Annotated in this window: 20 protein-coding genes and 1 tRNA gene; 7 read left to right on the top strand and 14 right to left on the bottom strand. The window is 52.9% G+C overall.

Translation table 11 applies throughout. The features are described 5' to 3' along the window. The 9 genes from PORUE0001_RS03010 to PORUE0001_RS02970 form a co-directional block, all read right to left on the bottom strand. On the bottom strand, positions 1-353 hold a 353-nt coding region (locus PORUE0001_RS03010), incomplete at its 3' end, for a helix-turn-helix domain-containing protein (RefSeq protein WP_039865428.1). Positions 354-1,097: 744 nt separating this feature from the next. Beyond that, on the bottom strand, positions 1,098-2,537 hold the full coding sequence (locus tag PORUE0001_RS03005) for a DUF3868 domain-containing protein (RefSeq protein ID WP_007364961.1): 1,440 nt from the start codon (positions 2,535-2,537) through the stop codon (positions 1,098-1,100). Between the two features lie 38 nt (positions 2,538-2,575). Then, entirely contained in the window at positions 2,576-3,187 is a 612-nt protein-coding gene (locus PORUE0001_RS03000) for a DUF3575 domain-containing protein (RefSeq protein WP_007364991.1), read from the bottom strand. A gap of 247 nt (positions 3,188-3,434) precedes the next feature. Continuing rightward, positions 3,435-4,673 carry an NADH:ubiquinone reductase (Na(+)-transporting) subunit F gene (gene nqrF, locus PORUE0001_RS02995; RefSeq protein WP_198400678.1) on the bottom strand — a complete coding sequence of 413 codons (1,239 nt, stop codon included), beginning with the start codon at positions 4,671-4,673 and terminating at the stop codon, positions 3,435-3,437. 21 nt (positions 4,674-4,694) lie between these two features. Beyond that, positions 4,695-5,309: an NADH:ubiquinone reductase (Na(+)-transporting) subunit E gene (gene nqrE / locus PORUE0001_RS02990; RefSeq protein ID WP_007364974.1), complete on the bottom strand. Its 615-nt coding sequence runs from the start codon at positions 5,307-5,309 to the stop codon at positions 4,695-4,697. A 51-nt stretch (positions 5,310-5,360) separates the two neighbouring features. Then, a complete protein-coding gene (locus PORUE0001_RS02985) occupies positions 5,361-5,984 on the bottom strand; it encodes an NADH:ubiquinone reductase (Na(+)-transporting) subunit D (protein WP_007364962.1) in 624 nt (207 codons plus the stop codon). A gap of 24 nt (positions 5,985-6,008) precedes the next feature. Beyond that, on the bottom strand, positions 6,009-6,758 hold the full coding sequence (nqrC, locus tag PORUE0001_RS02980; protein WP_007364980.1) for an NADH:ubiquinone reductase (Na(+)-transporting) subunit C: 750 nt from the start codon (positions 6,756-6,758) through the stop codon (positions 6,009-6,011). Positions 6,759-6,772: 14 nt separating this feature from the next. Continuing rightward, on the bottom strand, positions 6,773-7,996 hold the full coding sequence (locus tag PORUE0001_RS02975) for an NADH:ubiquinone reductase (Na(+)-transporting) subunit B (RefSeq protein WP_007364978.1): 1,224 nt from the start codon (positions 7,994-7,996) through the stop codon (positions 6,773-6,775). A gap of 71 nt (positions 7,997-8,067) precedes the next feature. Then, the gene (locus tag PORUE0001_RS02970; protein WP_007364958.1) at positions 8,068-9,423 is read right to left on the bottom strand and encodes a Na(+)-translocating NADH-quinone reductase subunit A; all 1,356 of its coding nucleotides are present in this window, start codon (positions 9,421-9,423) and stop codon (positions 8,068-8,070) included. 348 nt (positions 9,424-9,771) lie between these two features. On the opposite strand from PORUE0001_RS02970, the gene PORUE0001_RS02965 reads away from it, so the two are divergent. Beyond that, positions 9,772-9,843 (top strand) — tRNA-Met (locus PORUE0001_RS02965). A 221-nt stretch (positions 9,844-10,064) separates the two neighbouring features. On the opposite strand, the gene PORUE0001_RS02960 is transcribed toward PORUE0001_RS02965, so the two are convergent. Together PORUE0001_RS02960 and PORUE0001_RS02955 are read right to left on the bottom strand one after the other, a co-directional pair. Continuing rightward, complete coding sequence (locus tag PORUE0001_RS02960; protein ID WP_004330764.1) at positions 10,065-10,328, bottom strand: type B 50S ribosomal protein L31; 264 nt, start codon at positions 10,326-10,328, stop codon at positions 10,065-10,067. 237 nt (positions 10,329-10,565) lie between these two features. Then, entirely contained in the window at positions 10,566-12,494 is a 1,929-nt protein-coding gene (locus PORUE0001_RS02955; RefSeq protein WP_007364971.1) for an InlB B-repeat-containing protein, read from the bottom strand. A 585-nt stretch (positions 12,495-13,079) separates the two neighbouring features. Here PORUE0001_RS02955 and PORUE0001_RS02950 point away from each other — a divergent pair. From PORUE0001_RS02950 to hemG, 5 genes are all read left to right on the top strand, one after another. Further along, a complete protein-coding gene (locus PORUE0001_RS02950; RefSeq protein ID WP_232501404.1) occupies positions 13,080-14,189 on the top strand; it encodes a DUF4831 family protein in 1,110 nt (369 codons plus the stop codon). A 39-nt stretch (positions 14,190-14,228) separates the two neighbouring features. Beyond that, positions 14,229-16,268 (top strand): peptide MFS transporter, encoded by a 2,040-nt coding sequence (locus PORUE0001_RS02945; protein WP_007364995.1) that lies wholly within the window; start codon positions 14,229-14,231, stop codon positions 16,266-16,268. A 143-nt stretch (positions 16,269-16,411) separates the two neighbouring features. After that, on the top strand, positions 16,412-17,416 hold the full coding sequence (gene bioB, locus PORUE0001_RS02940; protein ID WP_039865423.1) for a biotin synthase BioB: 1,005 nt from the start codon (positions 16,412-16,414) through the stop codon (positions 17,414-17,416). Positions 17,417-17,419: 3 nt separating this feature from the next. After that, positions 17,420-18,733, top strand: coding sequence for an adenosylmethionine--8-amino-7-oxononanoate transaminase (gene bioA, locus PORUE0001_RS02935; protein ID WP_007364976.1), 1,314 nt, complete (start codon positions 17,420-17,422; stop codon positions 18,731-18,733). A gap of 12 nt (positions 18,734-18,745) precedes the next feature. Next, a complete protein-coding gene (hemG, locus tag PORUE0001_RS02930; RefSeq protein ID WP_007364981.1) occupies positions 18,746-20,119 on the top strand; it encodes a protoporphyrinogen oxidase in 1,374 nt (457 codons plus the stop codon). On the opposite strand, the gene aroC is transcribed toward hemG, so the two are convergent. The 3 genes from aroC to PORUE0001_RS02915 all read right to left on the bottom strand — a co-directional run bounded on the left by aroC (position 20,096) and on the right by PORUE0001_RS02915 (position 23,388). Further along, on the bottom strand, positions 20,096-21,184 hold the full coding sequence (gene aroC, locus PORUE0001_RS02925) for a chorismate synthase (protein ID WP_007364959.1): 1,089 nt from the start codon (positions 21,182-21,184) through the stop codon (positions 20,096-20,098). The genes hemG and aroC overlap by 24 nt on opposite strands. 9 nt (positions 21,185-21,193) lie before the next feature. After that, positions 21,194-21,760: a peptidylprolyl isomerase gene (locus tag PORUE0001_RS02920; protein WP_007364993.1), complete on the bottom strand. Its 567-nt coding sequence runs from the start codon at positions 21,758-21,760 to the stop codon at positions 21,194-21,196. Positions 21,761-22,344: 584 nt separating this feature from the next. Beyond that, complete coding sequence (locus PORUE0001_RS02915) at positions 22,345-23,388, bottom strand: virulence RhuM family protein (RefSeq protein WP_007364990.1); 1,044 nt, start codon at positions 23,386-23,388, stop codon at positions 22,345-22,347. 381 nt (positions 23,389-23,769) lie between these two features. Here PORUE0001_RS02915 and PORUE0001_RS02910 point away from each other — a divergent pair, with 381 nt between their 5' ends. Beyond that, positions 23,770-25,230: a hypothetical protein gene (locus tag PORUE0001_RS02910; RefSeq protein WP_007364987.1), complete on the top strand. Its 1,461-nt coding sequence runs from the start codon at positions 23,770-23,772 to the stop codon at positions 25,228-25,230. Positions 25,231-25,410 lie beyond the last annotated feature (180 nt).

Genomic DNA, 25,410 nt, shown 5'->3' with positions numbered 1-25,410 from the left:
AATATCTTATAGCCCCCTTCCTCTATCTTTTTAAGGGCTGTTGCGTAGTCCACTTTGCTTTCGTGAGAGATCCACTCCCGATAGAGTACGCAACCACTTTTATCGTCCAACGCAACGATTAGTCCTTGGTTTCTACCCCAATACGTCGCATCTATGTGAATAACACCCTCGCTTAATATGGGCGTCTTAAAGTCAACTGAGACCTCCTGAAGTCTCCGTTTTATCGTGCTCGGACTTACTCCAAGTGCTTCCGCGATTTTAGCCTGCGATAAGCCACTCTGGTACAAGTCCCATATCTGCTCCTTACTTATGTGCCTTTTTCCTGTGAACGATGAGCCACAGTTCTTGCACAAATATCTCTTGTGTGTACCCCTGCGTCCATGACTAATCACACTGAGGCTCCCACACTTCGGACATTTTTTGGTTCATTTTTTCGCCTTTCCAAATGCTCAAAGATACGATAAACACTGGCTTATCCCCCTGTATCACCCACCGTTTTGACCTATAAGTCAAAAATTAGAGGTTAGATATTAGAAGTTAGATATTAGAAGTTAGGAGTACGATGATTCCGATGGCTCAGATCACTCTGATAGCTCCGATGTCTCTCGCTCACCGACAGCCAGCAGTTGACAGCCGATCAGCGCTACTCGGCCCACACCCCCGAGGAAATCGAAAACCTCTCGGTAGAGATTTCTGATCCTCCACGGAGGAATAAAAAAATTCTTCGGAACTTTGATTTGCTTCTTCCGAAGTTTCATTTCATTCTTCCGAACTTTTATTTCGGCCCTCCGTGGGGAAATTTCGTTTCCTCCCTGGAGATCTCCGATTTCCTCGGTGAAAGTCTAAAGCCCCTCTAGTCGTAAGCGGATGCGTAAGCGACGAAAAAACGCCACCCGGAGAGGCTTAGTGACATCTGAACGTGGCGAGGGACCTGTTGGTCGGGTTGTGGTATCGTGTATCCATCAAGAAGGGGGTTCTCTCCCCCCTCAAAAAACAAAAGAAAGGCACCCTCAGACAGGAAGACCGTGGTCGTCCTGCTGGTGGTGCCTTGTCTGTGTAATACGCTCAGATCTGTGAGCGTATCTCTCCTTCAACTATTACTTCTTGAAGTATAGTGTCTCAGCCTCAGCCTTGCGTCCCATCATATCGAGTGCGATAGCTGTGGGTAGCTTAGCGCGAGAGTCTGACTGTATGGTAGAGAGGACCTTGTAAGCCTCGTTGGCGTTCTTGTCGTACTCAAGGAGCGCATTGGCGTAGTTGAGTCTGGCGACAGGGTCGCTTGCGTTTTGCTCATAACCTGCGCGGTAGATGGCTACTGGGCTCTCACCTCTTGCTATAACCTGCTGAGCTAGGGTGTAGAGCTCCTTGAGGCTTAGTAGCTTAGGATTGGTCGAGTAGATGTGTGCTAGCTCTGAGACCTCAAAGGGACGTACGCGATAGCTCATCGTAAAGGTGGTGCGACGAAGCTTAGGATAGTCATTCTCTAGGAGATTGCGGTATACCTTGCCTCCATCAAGAGCCTTGATGTCAGCCTCACGCTCTGTGTCGGTATTGTACTTGTCAATGATGTCCAGTATGGTCTGGCGCTCGGGCATATCACTAGCGTCTACGAGCTTGCGTAGGCCATCCCAGTCCTCGCCCATGCCCTCAGCGACGACCTCGACACGATTAACTAGGTTAGGATAGGTGCGCTTGACATAGTCATCAAGTGTCTTGGTACGTCTCTCGGAGAGTGCCTTGTTGTGCTCGAAGCCACCTTCGGGAGATGCGTATCCACGGATGTTGATCGCCTGAAGCTCTGCGCCTTCTATCTTAGTAGCTCTACGGACGAAGTCACCTAGGCGTGCTAGCTCCTGAGCATTGCCCTTGTAGTCTCTGAGCAGGTCGTGCTTGTCTACGACAAACTGTATCTTGGCATCAAAGCTCTCGGCATACTCCTTGAAGGCTGTAGCAGCGGGGACGATGTAGTCGTACTTGTAGTCTTTGGATCCGAAGACGGGGATAGACTGTGGTCCACCCTGTGCTAGACGAGTGCCTTTAGGACAGTTGCCACAGCTGAAGACTTCTATCTCTAGCTCTACATGACCCTGCTCCATCCAGAACTCAAATGGACGCTCATAGACCATATGTGGTAGATCCTTGGTGCCCTGTGCATAGACGGAGCCCTCGGGACGTGAGTAAACTTCCTTACCTAGTGCATCACTGTTGTAGAGGTCGTGCTGACGCTTGAGTATCTTGTAGCGAGAGTTACCAGCTACATAGATCTTGTTGAAGCGGATCTCCTTGCTCCTATCGGCAGAGACGTAGACGGGCGTAATGCGTAGCAGTTGCTGTGCACGTACATAGGCATAGGGTGCCACGTCTAGGTCGATGCGTAGGATGTTGCGAGCGATGTCGCGCGTGACGGTGTGGTGCTCGGCTGATAGTGCAATCGTCTTAGTCTCCTCCGCCTTGGAGAATTGCTGAGCACATAGTGTCCCTCCGACGAGGAGTAGCGTCGAGAGGAGTATGAGTAAGCGGGATATCTTGATATTCATAGTCTTTGTGTCTGTATTATTAGATGTGCTACTGACGATTACTTGAAGAAGAAGACGTACGAGATAGTGGCCTTCGTAGGTCCGACGTAGTTAGCTTTGCCTTCATCGACTTTCGTGCCACAACGTGTGCAGGGGAACTTGTCGTATAGTATGCGAGCATATCCAGCACCTAGCGAGAACTCGAGCGAAGAGCGCGTCGAGAGTACCCACTGGTAGCCTACGCTGAGACCGCCTCCGTAGAACCAACCTTGGTAGCGGTGATCCTTCATGACGGACTCTTTGTTCTCTAGGATGAGGGGGTAGGGGATGTTGACACCGCCTACGTTCATCTGACCTACATGTCCATGCAGACCGAGGAACCACCCGTTGAAGACGTCGCAGAACCAGTAGCGAAGCTCTGGCTGAGCCATCCAGTGAGCCCACTTGGTCGTACTGTAGTTAGGCTTGCTCGCATCTAGATTGAAAACGAAGGAGTTCCAGCCGAACTGTGTATCAAAGGTAAACTTATTGCCCATCGCAAACTCGAGCGAGAGGTTGGGCGTGAGGAGAGCATCGTAAGCGAAGTTGTGCTTGAGAGCGACCCGCTGTGCCGTTGCTGCAAGTCCGAAGGTTAGGACGAGCGCGATTGTAATCACTATCTTTCGTATCATAGTAAGTGGTTTAGCTACAATTCAATTATTTCTACGAGGGCAAAGTTACGAGATTTGTGCCATATGGGAGGGGTGCCGACTTGACAAAAGCGGTATTTCTTTTGACCTTTTCAATCTTTCTCGCTCGATGGCCATTGTTTAGTCTCTAAGCATTTGGAATAATTAAGGCGACAACGCACTTCCAGTTTACTGGGATCGTGCGCTGTCGCCTTATCTTTATTCTATTGCGGAGTGATCCTAAGGTGCCTTAGCCGAAGTTGTCGAAGTTTATCTGCTCAGGTGGCACGCCTAGGTTGTCCAGCATCGCGATGGCTGCTGCTGACATAGGACCAGGTCCGCACATGTAGTACTCGATATCCTCAGGAGCCTCGTGATCCTTGAGGTAATTGTCGTAGATGGCCTGGTGGATGAAGCCCGTGAGTCCAGTCCAATTGTCCTCAGGCAACGGTGCCGAGAGGGCGATGTGGAAGGAGAAGTTCGGGAACTCACGCTCGATGGCGCGGAAGTCCTCCTCGTAGAAGATCTCACTGCGCGAGCGTGCACCGTACCAGAAGGATACCTTGCGGGTCGTGTGCTCGGTGAGGAAGAGGTGCAACAGCTGAGCACGTAGCGGGGCCATACCTGCACCACCTCCGATGTAGAGCATCTCGGCGTCGGAGTCCTCGTGGATGTGGAAGTCTCCGTAAGGACCACTCATGGTCACCTTGTCGCCTGGCTTGAGGCTGAAGATGTAAGAGGAAGCGATACCAGCGGGTACCTTCTGCCAGGTGTGGGTCACGCGATCCATCGGCGGGGTGGCGATACGGACGTTGAGCGTGATGATGTTACCCTCGGCAGGATAGTTGGCCATAGAGTAGGCGCGGACGGTATCCTCGGTGTTCTTTGCCGTAAGGCTCCACATGTTGAACTTGTCCCAGTCACTACGGAACTGCTCCTCAACGACATAGTCGCTGTACTTGACCTCGTACTTGGGGATCTTGATCTGAGCGTAGCTACCGCTCTTGAAGTCCATGTGCTCGCCCTCGGGGAGCTTGACGACAAACTCCTTGATGAAGGTAGCGACGTTTCTGTTGGATACGACTTCGCACTCCCACTCCTTGACGCCAAAGACGCTCTCGGGGACGATTACCTTGAGATCTTCCTTGACTTTCGTCTGACAGCCGAGACGCCAGTGCGCCATCTGCTCTTTGCGAGAGAAGAAGCCTTTCTCCGTAGCGAGTATCTCGCCACCGCCCTCGACGACGCGACAGCGACACTGTCCACAGCTACCACCACCGCCACAAGCGCTGGATAGGAAGATGCCTTGGCTCTGAAGCGTGTTGAGTAGCGTACCGCCCATCGGTACCTCTAGGTCTTTCACGTCATTGACATTGATATGTACGTTGCCAGAGGGGATGAGCTTGCTCTTAGCCACCAGCAGTACCACGACGAGGAGCAGTACGACCAGGAGGAAGACCGCTACACTCGATACTATTATTAAGGTCATTTGATCCATATCTGTAGGCGATTAGAGTTTAACACCTGAGAAGCTGAGGAATGCGATGCCCATCAGTCCAGTGACGATGAGCGTAATGCCAAATCCTCTGAGGGGCTTCGGTATATTGCTATAGGCTAGTCGCTCACGGATGGCTGCTAGGCCAACGATAGCGAGCATCCAGCCGATGCCAGAGCCGAGTCCATAAACGGTCGCCATGCCCGTATTGATGAAGTCACGCTGCTGCATGAAGAGCGAGCCACCGAGGATCGCACAGTTCACAGCGATGAGCGGGAGGAAGATACCGAGCGAGTTGTATAGCGAGGGGCTGTACCGCTCGACGACCATCTCGACGAGCTGCGTAAAGGAGGCGATGACGGCGATAAAGACGATGAGCGAGAGGAAGCTCAGGTCGACCGAAGCAAACTCCGCCCCGAGCCAGCTCAACGCACCTGCCTTAAAGACGTAGGTCTCTAGGAGATAGTTGATCGGTAGCGTACAGGTGAGGATGAAGGTGACCGCTAGCCCCAATCCCAGTGAGGTCTTGACATCTTTGGATACAGCTAGGTAAGAGCACATACCTAGATAGTAGGCAAAGATCATATTGTCGACGAAGATCGACTTGAAAAACAGACTTAGATAATCCATTGCTTAGACTTTATCTATGAAGTGTGTGAGATTATATGGAGTTGGGGAGGGTTACTTCTCCTGTAGATCCTTGAGTTTGCTACGCTGTATCCATACGATGCAGGCTAGGACGATGAGCGCCATCGGAGGCATGATCATCAAGCCGTGATTGACGTAGCCCATATCGTAGCAGGCCTGCGGGATGATCTGGAAGCCCAGTAGCGAACCTCTACCGAGCAACTCACGGACGAAGCCGATGATCACCAAGACGAGTCCGTAGCCTAGACCGTTGCCGATACCATCGAGGAAGGAAGCCTTAGGACCATGCGCCAAGGCAAAAGCCTCTAGTCGGCCCATCAAGATACAGTTCGTAATGATCAAACCAATGTATACCGACAGCTCCTTAGAGACATCGTAGACATAGGCCTTGAGGATCTCGTTGACGATCGTTACAAGCGCAGCGACGACCACCAGCTGCACGATGATACGGATACGATTAGGTATCGTGTTGCGCAGTAGCGATATGATTACGTTGGCAAAGGCGACGACCACCGTCACCGACAGAGCCATCACTAGAGCGGGCTTGAGCTGAGCGGTGACCGCCAGCGCAGAGCATATACCGAGCACCTGTACGGTGACTGGGTTATTCTTATTGAGAGGCCCTAGGAGTACCTCTTTATTACTTATCTTACTCATAGCTTAGATTACTCTCTCTTCTGATTATTCTGCTGCTACTGCTTGAGCTCCACGTATCTGCTCTATGTAGGGGAGGTACTCTTTGATGGAGTTCTCGAGCATATTGTTGACACCATTGCTCGTGAGCGTACCGCCTGAGATGCCGTCCACGTAGTCTTGGTCGTCAAGCGAGCGACCGTGCTTAACGACGGCGATAGACTTAAACTGCTCGTCACGGTACAGTTGCTTGCCGACGAACTCCTGTGAGAAGTGCTTCGTAGCGATCTCAGCACCTAGTCCTGGTGTCTCACCAGCGTGTGAGAAGTCAGCGCCATAGACGGTCGAGCCATCAGCCTGTACAGCGAGGAAGCCCCAGATTGCGCCCCATAGACCAGCGCCATCCATCGGGAAGATGTAGAGTTGCTGGCCATCCACCTCAGCCACGTAGACAGGTAGTCCGAGAGCGTGGTCTTGCTGACGGAGCTTAAACTGATTGGCCGTGTTCATCTGGAAAGCTTCATTCTGAGCAATCTGATCACCCTCAAAAGTAGCGATCACCTCGCCCTGACCATTGACCAGGAGCTCCTGCTTGATCACCTTTGTGTAGGTGGGGATGACTTGATCTTTGGTAGGCTCTAGATGTACAGCTCGTAGTATCTGCTGCATCTTGTCAATGCGCTCATTCTCTTGCTGAGGCTTGCGTAGAGCCACAGCCGTGAGCGCTAGAGCTATTGCGACTACGACCACCATGATGGCTGCGTAGAGGATCGTGTAGCTATTACTATCTCTATTCATAGTCGTAAGAATGATCAATGTTTAGAAGCCATCTCCCAGCGCTTCTTGCGCTTAGAGATATTATTGTTTACCACGACATAGTCGATGAGCGGTGCGAAGACGTTCATCAGTAGGATCGCGAGCATCATACCCTCAGGATAGCCTGGGTTGAGGACGCGTATGAAGACACACATGACACCCACGAGGAGACCGTAGATCCACTTGCCCGTCTCGGTGCGAGCCGAGGTTACCGGGTCGGTCGCCATGAAGACAAGACCAAAGGCAAAGCCACCGTAGAGTAGGTGATGCGCAACGTCTAGCTGCATCGCAGCGGTCGTGCCGATAGCGTTAAAGAGGAGCGTCATCAGCGCTGCGCCTACGACGCCACTCACGATCACCTTGTAGCTTGCTACGCCTGTCCAAATGAGGAGGATAGCACCGAGCAGGATTGCAAAGGTCGAGACCTCTCCGATACTACCAGGGATAAAGCCCCAGAAGGCGTCCCATAGAGTAGAGGGCTCGCCCATCGTGTTAACGATCGTCGGGAGCGTATCGCCAGCCGTAGCCACCTGACCCAGAGGGGTAGCCCCTGAGAAACCATCGACAGCAGCTGTAGCCATGTCGCCACCACCGCCGAAACCAAAGATAGGCTCCGTACGGACGAAGACCTTGTCACCAGTCATCGCTGCTGGATAAGCGAAGAAGAGGATAGCACGAGTCACGAGCGCCACGTTGAAGATGTTGTAGCCCGTCCCGCCGAAGACCTCCTTGGCGAAGACGACCGACATAGCGACCGCGACGGCAATCATCCATAGTGGCGTGTCGACTGGGACAATCATCGGCACGAGCATACCAGTCACGAGGTAACCCTCTTGGATCTCCTCATGCTTCCACTGAGCCACGGCAAACTCGATACCCAGTCCCACTACGTAGGAGACCACGATCTTAGGCAGTACCGCTAGGAAGCCAAACCAAAACATCGACCAGAAGCCAGCCGTCTGACCGATAGCGATGAAGTGCTGTAGCCCCACATTGTACATACCGAAGAGTAGCGCAGGTACTAGAGCCAGTACCACGGTACTCATGACGCGCTTACTATCTATCGCATCGTGTACATGCACGCCCCCTCGTGGAGCCGCTGTCGTATGCGGCACATAGAGGAAGGTCTCAAACCCATCAAAGAGCGAGTGAAACGCATGCAGCTTACCCCCTGGCTCAAATAGGGAGCGTCGCTTATTGAATCTATCTTTTAGTGACATATAATATAGTAGTCATAGTCCTTAGCCCGACGGCGACGGTACCTTTCGCCCATCCCCGTGAGGCTACTCTTTTAGTTCATCTCCTTATATAGTTGGTCTAGACCTTGACGCACGATGCGCTGTAGCTCCATCTTGGAGGTGTCGACGAACTCGCACAGGGCGAAGTCCTCGGGTGCCACCTCGTAGATACCGAGCTCCTCCATCTTGTCAATGTCAAAAGCTATAATCGCCTTGAGCAGATACTCCGCATAAATGTCTAGCGGGAAGACACTCTGCAGCTCGTGACTCATGATCATCGCACGCTTGCCACCCTTGAGACGAGCGTCTAGCGTATAGCGCTTGCGAGGCATCAGCCAGCTCAGATAGGTACGGCTCTGGCTAAAGTCCCCTAGACGAGGCATAGCCCACCCAAGTAGCTCGTCACGATCAGAGCCGTCAGGGATGACCGTGATCTGGTCGCAACTCATCGGGAGGAAAGGTCGCTCCTCCGTTAGCTGAGTACCAGTCAGCACATCGCCAGCTATAACACGAGTCTTGCAGCTCTCCTGAGCCAACTTGCCGAGGCTCTCTATACGACAGCCAGGGAGTAGGTCCATGTAGCCATGCTCAGCGGCGTGACTACCCGTGATGGCAATGCGACGTGTGTAGTCCACATGCCCCGTCATCAAGAGACGACCTATGAGTACCACATCTGTAGCACGGAGCGTCCAGACCGTCTCGCCCTTATTGATCGGAGCTAGATGGTCTATTAGCACGCCCACATTACCAGCGGGGTGTGGACCTCGTACCTCTACAGCCTCCACCTCAGCGGGGAGTGTCAGAGGGCAGTCGTGAGCTACACCCACATAGACCTTGCCCTCAGTGAGTCGTGCTAGGGCACGGAGTCCTATACGTAGCTCCTCCTCACGACCCTCTAGTAGATAGTCTATCTCAGGCGCTAGCGGAGCTGTCAGATGTGCTGTGACAAATATATCTCGTGGAGCTATCGCAGGATCTGCGAGACGGTCATAAGGCCTTTGACGAATGAGCGTCCATAGACCCGACTGTAGGAGTAGCGTCTTGAGTTGGCTGGCATCACCCTCGAGTAGTCCATCTACAGAGAAGGTGTGCTGCGTCTGCGTCTCATCGGGGCGTATCTCTACGCTCATGATCTTGCGCTTGGCACCTCTATTGATGGCGACCAACTCGCCACTGACTGGTGCTGTGACCCATATATCTGGATACTGCTTGTCGTAGAGGATCGGATCCCCCGCCTCTACGTGATCTCCCACATGCACCTTCATCTTAGGGGTTAGTCCTGGCAGATCATCAGGGACCCACGCATAGGTCGATGTCTCGCCAGAAGAAGGAGTAGACAGGAGGGTGCGAGGCGCAGTCCCTTGGAGCTTGAGATCCAAGCCTCGCTTGATAGTTATCGTTCTTGACATGACGATCTCTCTTTAGTATCTAACAATCGGTGCAAAAGTACTCATTTTATTTGGGACTACCGCATTTTCGGTAGAAACCTCTAGGGACTCACCCCTCGCAACTCTATATCGCAGTGGCTCCGCCTGACAATAAGCAGGAAATATATGACTTACGCCTTGCCCCCCCCCCTTGTGTCGCTAGTGGGGAAGGATCTTATTCCGATGTGACGGACGCTCTCCGACTTGATACTATTCATGCGCTCTTACGGCGTATGGCTTGACTCATCGGATGATTGGTGCGCACCATTTGCAAAGCACGGAGGTTTGGTCATCTCAGATATTCTTCGTACCTTTGCGGATACAAACGATCGCGGAGTGGAGCAGTGGTAGCTCGTTGGGCTCATAACCCAAAGGTCACAGGTTCGAGTCCTGTCTCCGCAACTAATGATTAGTGAGATGTCTCTTCCTACTTGGAGTGAGACATCTTTTTTCTTTGTCTGAGACGTAGGTAGACTAGGTAAAGCGGGACAGATGACATGTTCTAGCGACACTATTATTATATGTAGAAAGCACGCTACGCACCGATGAGGGTGTGTAGCGTGCTTTGTAATTTGGGACTGGTCAAGAGGCGCAGACGGCGCACTCAGACCTAGATGTGTGGCTTACTTGTCAGCCTTCTTACCACGATTGCCGTAGCGGCTCATGAACTTATCAACACGTCCTGCTGTATCGACGAGCTTAGCCTTGCCCGTGTAGAAGGGGTGAGACGTGTTGGAGATCTCTATCTTGATGAGTGGGTAGGTCTCGCCATCGATCTCGATAGTCTCCTTTGCGTTGGCTGTGCTCTTCGTGATGAAGACTTCGTCGTTGGACATATCTTTGAATGCCACTGGACGGTAATTCTCAGGATGTAGATCCTTTTTCATTGCTTTGATGCGTTTAAGTAGTTAATAATCTTGCAGGAGCGTGGCTCTCCTTCCACCTAGTGGACAGAGGGCTAGCGAAGATCTAGGCTATCGTCTAGCACCACGTGGATACCGCAAGGGCTTGTCCCGATCAAGTAGCAATCGGTGAGCTGCTCACACTCGAGGAGACAAGCTTCGGGGGGCAAAGGTACAATAAATATCTGAATCCTCGCCCCCTGAGACTTTTTAAGTGTTGGGCTAGAGCGTCACCTTAACCCAGTCGTTGCCGATCTGTAGGAGGTAGATGCCAGCGGGGAGCTGTGAGATGGTGAGCGTTGCATCTCCCGTTGCCGTAGCTATGGGTGTACCTGTGAGCGTGTAGAGACGGATTGTCTCGCCTGCTGTGGCACCCAGCACGGTGAGTGTCTGAGCCGTCTGTGCGATCTGATAGCGTGTGCCTTGAAGCGCATCGATAGCGTTGTGGACCGCAAAGACTACCTTGACATCGCTCTTCTTGCCGACAGTCAGCGTGTAGCTTGCTTGCTCCTCGCCTGCGGGGATGGTTTTGCCATTGACTTGCCACTCCTTGACGATGTGGTTGGTGAAAGCTTTCGCCTCAAAGAGCACCTTCGTACCCTTGGCGAAAAAAGTGCCTGTCGTAAACTGCTTGCCCTCGACCGTAGCGATCAGATTGCCCTCGCCCTCCTTGGAGAAGGTGACGGGGTAGTTGTCTGCAGCATTGGCAAAGGTGACGGTCACCGTCATCGGCTCGCTGTACATATTGACCTCAATGGTAGCATCCGTGACAGGCTTCTTGTTAAGCCCTAGAGTCATCCGAACCTTGTCGTTGACGCGCCACTCGGTGATGATGTATCCCTCATGGGGTGTAGCGGTGAAGGTGAGCGGAGTGCCAGGCTCTACCTCGGCACCTGAGGTAAGCTTAGCGTCACCCGCCATAGCCTCGATCAAGCCTCCCTCACCAGCGGTAAAAGTAAGTTTTTGCTTCTCCTGAGGATAGACAGCACCCTCGCGAGTTATGTCTAGTATGAGCTCGGGGTCTCCATTTGAGCTCTTATAGTAGTCGGGGTAGTAAGCATTGGTGGCTTTGATGCTTAGTTGGATAGCGTCTAAGGTGTCCTTACCCAGGAGATAGCCACTCTTTAGGATGATAAGATCGCTACCCTTGCGGATGTAGTCCTGTCCCTCCGTGAGCGTGCGACCGTTCTTGTTGAGCTGCTTGACCTGCTTGATCGTAGTAGGCTGAGCTACGCCGTCGGCATCTTTTACATTCAGCATGTCGGCTAGATGGATGGTGTTTTTGTCCACACACTCGGGAGCTAGGCGTACACCCTCTTGCCGGTAGTCAAATTTGGCTAGCGCAGGACGCTTGAGTGGTAGCGAAGAGTAGGGGAGGTAGTTGCCCGAGAGGTTGACCTCAGTAAGCGCAGCTAGCTCCTTGATACCATCGATCTTATATAGGCTACCCTGATTGAGGATGAGCTTGGTCAGGGCGATCGCTCCTGTCAGATTGACCGTCTCCAGATTCGGTTGAAACGGTAAGTTCACCTCACTCAGTACGGTATAGCCAGATAGGTCTAAGTGCTTATTAGAGAGTATCGCATAGTTTCGATCCAAGGTATTCGCAGGGCTGATGATGGACACCTTCTTAAGCGCTGCATGCTCTGTAGGTAGCTTGATACCAGGGACATTGTGGAGGACGACCTCTTCGAGCTTAGGACAGCCAGAGAGATCTATCATCTTCTCGCGACTGTCTCGGAGCGTGTAGTTATTGCGAGCTAGGCGAAGCACCTGTAGCTCTGGAGCCACTATCTTGCCAAAGCCTGAGAAACCTGGAGCTAGATCGCGATAGTTTTGTTCGGCGTTACATAATTGAGTGAGCTTGGTGGCATCAATCTTGATAACCGTCTCCTCCGTTATCTTAGTGGCATACTTGTGATTGATAAGCTGCGTTTGTCCCTCGTACTGCTTTACGATGCCATCGCCGAAGTCGATGTCGCTCGCCTTGGCACCATCGAGGTAGCTCACCTCAAAGTTGACATACTGCGTACCCTTAGGTACGATTAGCTCGATCTGAGCGCCCTCAGCTGGAGCCTGAGCGGCGCAGACAGCCTGACCGAGTAGGAGGGCGGTCAGCACGAGTAGTAGATAGTGTAGTCGTTGTGTCATAGGGCTTGTATCTTTAGATGATTTATTCACACAAAAGTATAAAAAACATTGGTATAAATCAATCCTCCATCCTACCTCCTCACAAAGCCAAACGATAGAACGAGTGACTCGCAGGCAATAGGTCTCTCTCACCTCCTCAGACACCCTCCGAATCCTCCGATGAGCTCAGGCTTCCTCCTGAGGAAATTGAAAATCTCCAGCGAGCAAACGAAAATTCTCCACGGAGGGCCGAAATAAAAGTTCGGAAGAATGAAATGAAACTTCGGAAGAAGCAAATCAAAGTTCCGAAGATTTTTTTTGTTCCTCCATGGATATTCCGAAATCCCCACTGAGAGATTTTCGATTTCCTCGGAGGTGTGGTGTCAAGGGCTTCAAAGGGTATCGGAGTGCCTCGAGGGAGTTAGAGATTAGAAATGAGAGATTAGAGGTTAGAGATCGGAGTGTTTCGGAACTGTCGGGAGGATCGGATTTCTAACCTCTAATTACTAATCTCTAACCTCTAGCTTCTAATCTCTAACCCCTAATTTCTAAGCTCTAACTTCTTTTTCGTATCTTTGTCGCAAGTCTATTTTTCATTGGTAGATCATGCACAGACATAAGACCCCTAGCCGACTAACTTTATGGGCGCTTGCGATGACGATGGTGTGGCTCACGAGCTGCGCTAGTCGTCAGGCGACTGTGACTCCGTACGTGGCTGACGATCAGCCTACGAGCGGGGTCGTTTACTATCTACCGAAGACACAACTACGCATACACTTTGTCCTCTCGGAGGAACAGTTTGAGCCAGGTCCTCTAGTCGCTTACGCCTCTCGCTACTTGGGGGAGAACTATCCGACGCAGCCTGCGACGCGCTACCAGATAGAGCGTGTCGCAATGCACGCTCACGGTGTCCCGGATAAGGCGCAGGGCTTCCTGATTGAGTCGGTAGCGCTGCCTTCCGTCGAGCAGTTGGCCTCTCTGACACCCGATGGATTGCTTTATTCTCTCCACGGCAAGGCGTACCAGCCCGCTACAACCGACTACCTAGCTGACTACCCTAAGGCGGTGGCCAGTCAGGAGGCTAGCCAAGCTTTGCCTCAAGAGTATGCCCTAGCGACCTCACGTGCCAAGCAGGCGGAGGTGGCGGCAAATAGGCTCTTCGAGCTACGGGAGCGACGTGTGGAGCTACTATCGGGTCAAGTCGAGACGATGCCATGCGATGGCCCAGCGCTCAAGATGGTCCTAGACGGGCTCGACAAGGAGTTGGCAGCACTGCAAGCGCTCTTCGCAGGTCGTACTACGAGACGATACTATGAGGAGGTGGTAGATGTGCCGATCACGGAGCCAGCCACGCAGCAGGTGGTGGCTCGCTTCGCTCCGCAGTATGGTTTGGTCGACAAGGAGGATCTCTCCGGAGCTCCTATCTATATAGATGTTAAAGCGCTGAAGCGCCCTGCGCCACTGAGCGAATCGGAGCTACACAAGTTGATCAAGAGTAAGGCTCTCCGCTACATTGAGCCAGGGCGAGCACGTGTCTCTCTACAGCTCCCCGAGCGCAGTCAGGCGATCACGCTAGAGCTCTCGGTAGCGCAGTGGGGACGCCCAGCACTCCTAGAGCACAAGCTAGGCGCAGACAAGCTAGGACAGCTCCCCTACACGATCTACTTCGACCTCACGAGTGGCTCTATCGAGCTGATCGAGCTACCTCGGCAATGAATAACTTGAAAAATACTAATCTATAAACGAACCATTCATATGGAAAATAAACACCCCAAGGGGCTTATCGTATTAGCCCTAACGAACATGGGAGAGCGTTTCGGCTACTATACGATGCTAGCCATATTGACGCTCTACCTACAGGCGAAGTTCGGCTTCTCCTCGGCAACGACTAGTATGCTATATGGTACCTTCCTAGCGCTTGTCTACTTCCTTCCAATCTTCGGTGGTATCATAGCTGATAAATGGCTCGGATATGGTAAGACCATCTTTGCTGGTGTCACGATCATGTTCGCTGGTTACCTACTCCTGGGGCTACCTTTTGGCTCTGGGAGTGCGGGTATCACGATCATGCTCTTATCCCTCTTCCTGATTGCTGCTGGTACGGGACTCTTTAAGGGTAACCTACAGGCACTCGTGGGTAAGATATATGATGACCCTCGGTTCTCTAAAGGACGTGATATGGCGTTCTCCATCTTCTACATGTTCATCAATATTGGTGCCTTCTTTGCTCCTAGCATGGGTAACTGGATTACGAACAATGTACTAGCTAAGGAGAACTACTTCTACGATGCAACCATTCCCGCAAACTACAATAAGCTCAACGATGAGACAGTCGATGCCGATGCCTTTATCGCAGAGCTACAAGCTAAGCACCCTGAGTATGCTCAGCTGACGGCTGAAGAGCAGAGTCAAAAGGTTACAGCTGCTAAGAAGAAGGCTGGCGTCATGTTCCCCGAAGACGAGGCGCAAGTTCTTCACGACCTACGTATAGCAGCTCTCCGCCAGTATACTAAAGCTGGGCTAGTGAGTGATCCTCAACTTCAGATCACGGATGCCGACCATGAGATCCTCATCAGTCGCAATGCAAAGGACGAGCCGGCCAAATTTGCTATTAATGAGCGCGTGGCTATGCTGCAGATCCCAGCTGAGTGGACGGCTGATCTAAACAATAAACTCAATGCGGAGCGTAAAGACAGAGGTGAAGCAGCTCAAGAGTTAAGCTTCGAGCGTGCCTTCGGTGAGCACTATGTGTCGACGACCTTGTCACAGTCTTATAGTCTCTCGTTCTTTGTGGCTTGTATCAGCTTGATCATATCTATCTTGATCTTCGTACTCTGTCGTAAGACCTGGAAGGCAGCAGACGTAACCGTCAAGCAAGCTAAGGCTATGGCAGCACAGGGCGACAGCTCAGCGCATGTCGTCGAGATGTCTAAGGCTGAGGTTAAGGAGCGTCTCATCGCACTAGGACTGGTCTTCTTCGTTGTGATCTTCTTCTGGATGGCTTTCCATCAGAACGGTTTGACGATGACCTTCTTCGCACGAGACTATACCGTATCACGTGTAGACGCTGCGGGCTATATGCCGTTTAGTCTACTGATGCTGATACCTTTCATCTGCTTCATGTATGGTATCTACCTCTCTACCTTCGGGCTACTGGGCGGTAAGAAGAATGTCAAGACAGGCTTAATCCTCGTCGTGTTAGGTATCGCTGGTCTCGCTGGTGGATACTTTATAGACATCAAGCCTATCGCTGATGCTCTGAGAAACATTACACCTCAGATCTTCCAGCAGTTCAATCCATTCTTCATCATCCTGCTAACTCCTGTCACGGTAGGACTCTTTGGTTACCTGGCCAATCGTGGTAAGGAGCCCTCAGCTCCTCGCAAGATCGGTATCGGTATGCTCCTAGCAGCTGTCGGATTCTGCGTGCTACTGATCCCAACGATCATGTACGCACTACCCGCTCCTGCTCATATCCATGGTACCAGTGATACGCTCGTATCACCTAATTGGCTGATCGGTACTTACTTCGTGCTGACACTTGCTGAGCTCTTCCTTAGCCCGATGGGTCTCTCCTTCGTCTCTAAGGTAGCTCCTCCACAGTACGCTGGTCTTATGCAGGGTGGATGGCTCGCAGCAACCGCTATAGGTAACCTGCTTGTCGGCGTGATGGGCTCTCTCTGGGACAAGATGCCTATGGGCTGGTTCTGGGGCGTGCTAATCATCTGCTGTCTCCTCTCAGCTGCCTTTATATTTGCTGTCATGAAGCGCCTCGAACGCGCTACTGCAGACTAAGGAGACTGTACTATGAGATAATAGTCTCCAACAAAAGACTGTATCAATTCTCCACCAATAACGATGGACGTATCGCAGACTCCTTTGCTAAGCAAGGGGTGGGCGATGCGTCCATTCGATTATAGACCTTTAATAGAATGCTCATGAGACCTTTATCAGACATCGTTACCTCTCTCTGCTCTTCAGAACCTGTGGAGGTGACCCAGGAAGAAGCGCTGGACTTGGCGCAGCAGGCCGACTCGGAGGCGCTCTATGAGGCGGCGCACCGTGTGACGCGCCACTGTATGGGAGACGCCTTCGACACTTGCTCGATCATCAATGTCAAGAGCGGGCATTGCTCGGAGGACTGTCACTGGTGCGCTCAGAGTGCTCACTACCATACGCAGGCGGAGGCCTACCCGCTGCTGGATGTCGAGCCGTGCGTGGCAGAGTCACGCGCCAATCGCCAGGCGGGCATCGGGCGCATAGCACTCGTGGCTAGTGGACGAGGGCAGAGTGATCGGGAGATAGAGCGTATCGCTCAGCACTACGAGGCGATGCGTCAGGCGAGCGATATCAAGCTTTGCGCCTCTATGGGACTACTGACGAAGGAGCAACTCCGACGCCTTCACGAGGCGGGCGTCACCACCTATCACTGTAATATGGAGAGCGCTCCGTCACACTTCCCCAAGCTCTGCACGACTCACACGCAGGTGGAGAAAGAGCAGACCATTCGCTGGGCTCGGGAGGTAGGACTGCAGGTTTGCTCGGGAGGTATCATCGGCATGGGCGAGACGATGGCACAGCGCATCGAGTTCGCCTGCTATCTACGTTCGCTCGCCATACGCTCTATACCAATCAACATACTCCAGCCGATCGCTGGCACGCCACTCGCCAAGGAGCCTCGCCTGACAGACGAGGAGTACCTGCGCACGGTAGCACTCTTTCGCCTGATCAATCCGACAGCTTTCCTGCGCTTTAGTGGAGGACGGCTGAGGCTTTCGCCAGAGGTGATGCGACAAGCTATGTACATCGGCATCAATAGTGCCATCACAGGCGACATGCTGACAACCAGTGGCATGCAAGCTCGCGAAGATATGCAGCTCATCGCCGAGATGGGCTACCGCAATACCAATGAAAAGGACTGGCGTACCGAAGAAACCGCTTAACCTATGAAGCCATACGATCCAACAGTCCAGCAAGCCTTAGCGTGGGACCGCAAGCACCTGTGGCATCCCTACACTTCTACGGAAAATCCGCTACCAGTCTACCCCGTATCGCACGCCGAGGGGGTGCGCATCTACCTAGCCGACGGCACAGAGCTGATTGACGGCATGAGCTCCTGGTGGTGCGCTGTGCATGGGTACAATCACCCTGCGCTCAATGCTGCCGTGGAGACGCAGATCGGGAAGATGAGCCACGTCATGTTTGGCGGGCTAACGCATCAACCTGCCATAGCTCTAGGAGAGGAGCTCCTGAAGATGCTCCCCGAAGGGTTCGATTGGATCTTCTACGCCGACAGTGGTTCGGTCGCTGTCGAGGTAGCGCTCAAGATGGCGATCCAGTATCAGCAGTCGCTCGGGGAGACGCAGCGTGACCACTTCGTCACCATTCGTCGAGGCTACCACGGCGACACGTGGCACGCCATGAGTGTCTGCGACCCCGTCACCGGGATGCACAGTATCTTCGGCACGGCACTGCCGCAGCAACACTTCCTCGCACCGCCCTCCGTCAAGTGGGGCGAGCCGTGGCGCGACGATGCTATGGAGCCACTCCGCCAAGTGCTCGCTCAGCACGGCGAGCAGATCGCAGCGCTCATCCTAGAGCCTATCGTGCAGGGCGCTGGCGGTATGTACTTTTACCATCCTAACTACCTCGTAGAGGCGCGCAAGCTGTGCGATCAGTACGGCGTGTTGCTCATCTTTGACGAGATAGCCACAGGATTCGGACGTACGGGTCGTATGTTTGCGATGGAGCATGCGGGCGTCCTGCCCGACATCGTCACCCTCGGCAAGGCACTCACGGGAGGCTATATGACCCTCTCCGCCATCGTTACGACGCAGCGTGTCGCTGAGACCGTTTGCCGTGGCGAGGCAGGTTGCTTCATGCACGGTCCCACCTTTATGGCCAACCCCCTGGCCTGCTCCGTCGCCCTCGCCAGCCTGCAGCTCCTGCAGAGGGAGCCAACGCTAGAGCGTGTCGCCCGGATCGAGGCACAACTGAAGCAAGAGCTAGCACCCGCCAGCGCTTTCGCTGGGGTCACCGAGGTGCGCGTCCTCGGCACTATCGGCGTGATCGAACTAGACGAGCCAGTCGATATGGCCTTCATGCAGCGCCGCTTCGTAGAGCTCGGCATATGGGTACGCCCCTTCGGCCGGCTCTGCTACATCATGCCCCCATACATCATCCAGCCCGACGATCTCTCCCGCCTCACCGCTGGCCTGCTCACGGTCGTCCAGGAGATGGTCGCTAGACAATCACGATAACAGTCACTCAGTATGAAACAAACGATAGTCATCGGTGCCGGTATCACAGGTCTCACCACGGCACTCTACCTACGGAAAGCAGGATTGCCCATCCTCGTCCTCGAGGAGGCGGAGCGGGCTGGTGGACAAATCCGCACTTTGCGGGAAGGAGGCTACACCTTTGAGACGGGACCTAACACAGGGGCGATCTCTTTCCCCGAAGTTGCCGAGCTCTTTGCCCTTCTCCCCTCAGGCTACGAAGCCGCCACGCCAGAGGGCAACTGCCGATACATTTATAAGAAAGGAAAGCTTCACCGCCTCCCCTCGGGACCTTGGAGCGGGCTCACGACACCGCTCTTCACGCTGGGCGATAAGTTCCGTTTGCTAGGCGAGCCGTGGCGCAAGAAAGGCAACGATCCCTACGAATCTGTCGGCTCCCTGGCTCGTCGTCGCCTCGGCAAGAGCTTCCTGCAGTATGCCGTCGACCCCTTCATAGGGGGCATCTACGCTGGTGATCCGATGAAGCTGGAGACCCGCCACGCACTCCCCAAGCTTTACAACCTAGAGCAGGAGTACGGGAGCTTCATTCGTGGAGCTATGGCAAAAGCCAAAGAGCCCAAGAGCGACCGTGATCGCCTAGCTACCAAAGAGGTCTACTCAGCCCAGCACGGACTGGAGACGATGATCCACGAAATGGTCGAGCAGATCGGCCCAGACAATATCCGCACTGGCGCCTCCGTCACATCGGTCCGACAGGGGGCAGCGGGCGACTGGCTCGTTACTTACCAGCAAGGTGGAGAGCTCCACGAAGTTCCAGCCGAGCGTGTGGTCTCTACCGTAGGCGCACACACCTTGGCGAGCTTCCTCGGAGAGACGCTCCCCGACGAACTCTTATCTCCCATTACCAGTCTCTACTATGCGCCGATCGTGGAGGTAGCTGTCGGCTTTGACCGTAAGGTCAGCAACTATCGTGGCTTCGGTGCGCTCATGCCTTCGTCAGAGCCAGTGGATATCCTCGGTGTTCTCTTCCCGTCGGACTGCTTTGCTGACCGCACCCCGACTGCCGAAGGAGTTCTCTACAGCATCTTCATGGGCGGGACGCGCTACCCCGACTTGATCGATCAGGACGATGAAACGGTACGTGCGCTCGCGCTCCGAGACCTTTACAAAGTGCTCCGCATCGATCCACGCATCGCCCCCGACATGGTGCATATCTCGCGCCACCGCCATGCGATCCCGCAGTACGGTGCCGATAGTGAGAAGCGCTGCGCTGCTATTGCTGAGATAGAGCGTCGTTACCCTGGACTCATCATTGCGGGCAATTGTCGAGACGGCATCGGTATGGCGAACCGCATCACGCAGGCGACGCAAGTTGCCCAGCAGCTAATCGCCGAGAGCGACCAATAGATCCGCCAGAGTCAGCGCCACCATTGACTGCACGACAGGCACCGCCCGCAGTGCTATACACGGGTCGTGACGCCCCGTGAAGGTGAGTGTCACGCACTCGCCCTCAGTCGTGAGCGTCTGTTGCGGACGGGCTATCGTTGGGGTCGGCTTAAACGCTACGCTCAGGTTCAAGTCTTGTCCCGTCGTAATCCCGCCGAGTGCCCCGCCATTGTGATTACTTCCGAAGGTTACTGTGCCCTCATCGCTCATCGCGAGCAATTCGTCAAGCACGGCGCTACCCCGCAGTCCCGCTAGGTCAAAGCCATCCCCAAAGGCAAAGGCGCGACTCCCCGGAATGCTCATCACGGCATAACTCAGCAGGGCTGGTATGCGGTCAAAGATCGGCTCGCCCACGCCAGCCGGCATACCACGTACCACGCAGCCCACGACACCGCCCACGCTATCTCGGTCGGTTCGTACCTTAGTCAGGTAGGCTGCTATCTCCTCATCTAGTGTCGCATCGGGGCAGTAGCAGAGGCGGTCATAAGTATGTTCTAGCGGATAAGTCGTGTAGTCGCCAGCTAGCGACAGAGCGCCCACTTGTTGTATGAAAGCTTGCACCGTGACTCCCCACACCTGCTCTAACCATTGCTGAGCAACGGCTCCCGCCACCACACGAGCGACCGTCTCGCGACCACTTGACCGACCGCCACCAGGCTGAGGCTCTAGACCATACTTGAGCCAGTAAGTCAGGTCGGCATGATTTGCTCTAAAGGGCTTTCCGCCCAAGCTCGTAGCGGTGGCGTAGTCCTGCGAGCGAGCATCTTTGTTTTGTATCACGAAGGCTATCGGACTACCCAGCGTCCGCCCCTCGTCAGTCAAGCCTGAGAGCCAGACCACTTCGTCTGGCTCTCGGCGTTTTGTCGTAGATCGTGAATAGCCTGGACGACGCAAGTCGACAAAGCGTTGCACAGCCTCCCTATCTATCAGGAAGCCTGCAGGCATACCATCGAGGACACCCCCCAATGCGACTCCGTGCGACTCCCCAAAGGTGGTCAGTCGCAGCTTGCGTCCGAAGCTATTCATAGTGATGGCTTAGTGGCAGCCACTGCAGCAAGAGCAGCCCCCCTCGTGGTCATGGTCGTCTCCACAGCAACCGCCCGCATGTCCGGAGAACTGTGCCGTCAGTCTCTGACGATCCTCCTCAGTAGCCGGACGCGCCTCTAGGACAGACCCAACGAAGTGCAGTGTCTGACCAGCCAAGGGGTGGTTAAAGTTCATCGTCACCGTGTCATCGCCGACCTTCTCAACGATACCAACCAGCTGATTGCCTTGGTTGTCCAGCATTGGGACGGCATTGCCCTCGTAGACGACGTCCGAGTGGAACTCACCCTTATCGTTTTTGAAGAGCTCCTTCTCCAGCTCTAGGACGTAAGCGTCAGAGACCTCACCATACGCCTCCTCAGGCGTGAGGGTAAAGTCAAACTTGTCGCCAGCCTCTAGTCCCATCAGTTGCTTCTCAAAAGCCTCCAGTAGGAATCCCGCCCCGACGATCAGCGCTAGGGGCGCCTCGGGCGTTGCCTTCTCGACGATCTCTTCCTTGCCAGAGCCCGTGTAGAGCTCGTATTCGCAGGTTACGTAGCTATCCTTTGTAATCTTCATATTAGGTATAATTGTTTCGTGATAAAATGCAGTTTAAGCACCACCGCAAAGATAGACCTCGCAGGTGCTACCGCAAAGGTACGAATTTAGAGGTTAGAGATTAGAGGTTAGAAGCTAGATATTAGAAGTTAGATATTAGAGGTTAGAAATCCGATCATTCCGATAGTTCCGAAACACTCCGATCTCTAACCTCTAATCTCTCATTTCTAATCTCTAACTCCCTCGATGCACTCCGATACCTTTCAAAGCCCCCGACAGCACACCTCCGAGGAAATCGCAAATGCCTCGGTAGAAAACGAGAATCCTCCACGGAGGAACAAAAAAAATCTTCGGAACTTCGAAATCTTTCTTCCGAAGTTTCATTTCATTCTTCCGAACTTTTATTTCCCGGTTCCGTGGGGAAATTTCGTTTCCTCGTGAGCTATTTGGAAATTCCTCCCGAGAAGTCGGAAATGAGAAATTAGAGATTAGGAATTAGAGGTGAGAGGGGACTCGTTTCAGTGAGCGCCTTGACTTGTGAGATTGAGCGTAGATTTATTCTTAGCCAGAGTTGTTCTTTATCTTTACGAGAGAGAGGGGGGAGTCTAGTTCAAAGTGTTGTCACGTTGCGGACTTGACACATCCTCTTTAGTACGTGCTATAACGTTCTCCTCTAGTTGCTTTAATTCTTGAGCCTCTCGTAGCTCCTCTTCATGCAAACTCTCTAACTTACGCCTCTGGTCAAATTGTGCATATACCTTGCGCACTTGTAGCTCCATTTGCTTGTGCGTTACAGCTCCCTTGCCGAGAAGCAAATCCTTACCTTGGAATTGAAGCAATGCATCCACATTACTGCGCCAATAGTTGAGCGTGAGATCTCTCCGCTCCTTGACCCGTAGCTCTGCAGAGTCGAGAAAGAGTGTCGTCAGCCTATTGAGTTGATCAATCTCCTCTTGGCGTAAGTAGTTCTTTGCGATCAAGATGTCTTGCTTCCGCACTACATTCCCCTGCCAAGATGTCAATGCCATATTAGGCTTGCTAGCATCTGCTCGTGAGAGTATCAGTTCGGCTGCCGTCTGATGCGTCACAGCGTAGATTAGCTTATTCTGTATTTCGGCAAAGAACATTTGTGTCTTCTTGTCGCTAGCATCATAATCGCTACTGAGAGCGAGCAGGTCTCTCACCTTTTGGTAAAAGCGTTTTTCGCTCGCACGGATCTCTCGGATACGCTCCAAGAGTTCATCAAAGTAGTCAGGTCTACCATCGGGATTTTTCAGTCGCTCATCATCGATGACAAATCCTTTGACCATATACTCCCTCAGATTGCGCATCGCCCACTGTCTAAACTGTGTACCCCGTCTACTCCTGACCCTAAAGCCTATCGCTAGGATCATTTCCAAGGAGTAAAAGGCTACATTGTATTGCTTGCCATCTGAGGCAGTTGTCAAATAATCTTTGACAACTGAATTTGCGTCCAGCTCCTTATCTGCCAGGATGTTAGTTATATGGTAGCTGATTGATTGCTTGGAGGTGTCAAAAAGCTCCGCTAGTTGACTTTGGTTCAGCCATACGCTTCCATCTTGGGCGTATAGTGTGACCTTACTACGCCCGTCGTCGCTATTGTATATGATAATCCGTTGCTCGTCCATATCGTATCTCGCTTCTTATGCTAGTAAGTGCGGGGCAGTGCACATTTTGGTGTCAAGCGCAACACGCTTACAAATGTAGGTAAAAAGCTTCAGAGGAAGTTCTATAGCCACCTCTTTCTATGGAGCCGTACATTCCTCCCAAGAAGTCGGGAATGAGAAATTAGAGATTAGGATTTAGAGGAGAGAGGGGATTCGTTTCAACGGACTCTTCAGCTGTCGAGAGTAAGGTTTTACGATTGTTGAGTTGTCATAAGAAAATAATAAGTATATTTGCCTAGCGACAGTCACGTAAGAAGATTGTAGCGGATCCCCTATTGCGTTGATGATGCGTGGTAAGCGGACATGCACACTAAACAAGTTTAACTATAAAACGTTTTCCCTATGAAAAGAATCACATCAATCCTCCTGCTCCTGATAGCAGGGCTATGCACCTTCACGAGCTGTAGTGAGTGTAATTCGATCACGGAGCCTGACACGCCAGAGCAACCGCAACAGCCTCAGAAGATCTCGCAGTGGATGCTCCCCATCGAGCGTTACGGCATCACGCTCAATGAGGTGGCTCAGATCGAAAAAGAGCGTGGCAACAAGGTCGAGCGCTCAAACGAGCTGATGACTCTGACGGCTACGCCTCAGGACACCAAGGCGGTACGAGAGATCGTCTACTACTTTGACAAGAGCAGTCACTATCAGGTGGCTCGCGTACAGTTTGCTTCGCAGGAGAGTGCCAAGCAGTTCATCGACGAGTATCTGCTCAACAACGGCTTCGTCAAGAGTGGTCTCCGCACGGCTAAGGCTTCGGAGGAGATCTACGTCAGCGCTCCACGCGGTAGCCGTGTCTCCTCTGTCGTCCTCGTGGATGGCGAGCAGACCGAGCCTATCTTCTGGTGGGCTAACAATGACAACAAGAAGACCAACTGGCTACGCGTCGATCCTCTTCAGGACAAGGCTACTGGTATATGGACTCCTCTCCTACCTTACGGAGCTACACTAGAGATGGTTCAGCTCTTTGAGGCTCGTATGGGACATACATTTGATGCTGAGGCGAGCAAGCCTGACAAGGGTGTCTTCAAGTTCAAGACGGGTCATGAGATTTACACGGAAGTGACTTATTGGCTAGACCTTAAGACCAACCACTTCCTCGAGGAGAGCAAGATCTCTTGCGACACGCTCCACCGTCCTACGCCTGAGCAGCTTGATGCTTACCTCAGGTCTCAAGGCTTCAAGCCCACAGGTCTCAAGGATAAGGAGGGCAACCCCATCTACTACGACAAGAGCATCAAGCTCATTGCTAATGTAGATATGAATATCCCTAAGGACGCTAAGGCTAAAGAGACTTTCCGTCCAGGTATCCAGTACTACACCAATAGTCAAATAGAGCAACTTCTACCTTATGAGGAGGTAGACTTCCCGATGCCACTCTTTGGCTTTGAAAAGGATAAGCTGGAGGATGTCATGAAGAAGTATGCCAAGGAAGACTACACGGCTACGGTCCTCCCGATGCTTGCTAACGATATGCCATTCCCAGGAGTACAGACACGTAGCAAGTACTTCCCGACCATTATCCTGCTTCCAGCCGACAAGGACGAGAACCTCTACGGAGCTGCGATGGTCATCTGTACAGATCTCAAGGCACTCCGCTCTCCATCGCTCATCGATCGCTTGGAGCGTCGTGGATTTGTCTATGACAAGAAGAGATCTATCTCACTGCCCACCTATATCAACGAGCAGGAGGGCGTCATGGTTCAGATCGACGAGGGTACCGTTATCACGGGTCTCAGCTTCAGTCCTATTGAGGACTTCGGTAGCTCATCTGCTTCACTGGCACGACGCCTGAAGCGATAGCGTTAGACCGAGCGATATAACATCGACAATAATAGTACGGGCGGGCTCACCATGTAGTGAGTCCGCCCGTTGTCGTTCTTGAGGGGGGGAGGAAGATGTCTCGGCAGCTCGTGCTGTAACCCTAGCGGAGCTGACGTGTGGAAGAGGTCTGCCGAAGAAATCGTATCGTACTCTCTTTCT

Origin of the sequence: Porphyromonas uenonis 60-3, assembly GCF_000174775.1 — a bacterium.
Classification (GTDB): domain Bacteria; phylum Bacteroidota; class Bacteroidia; order Bacteroidales; family Porphyromonadaceae; genus Porphyromonas; species Porphyromonas uenonis_A.
The sequence above is the reverse complement of the archived record's forward strand: the minus strand, read 5'-3'. Positions and strand labels throughout refer to the sequence as shown.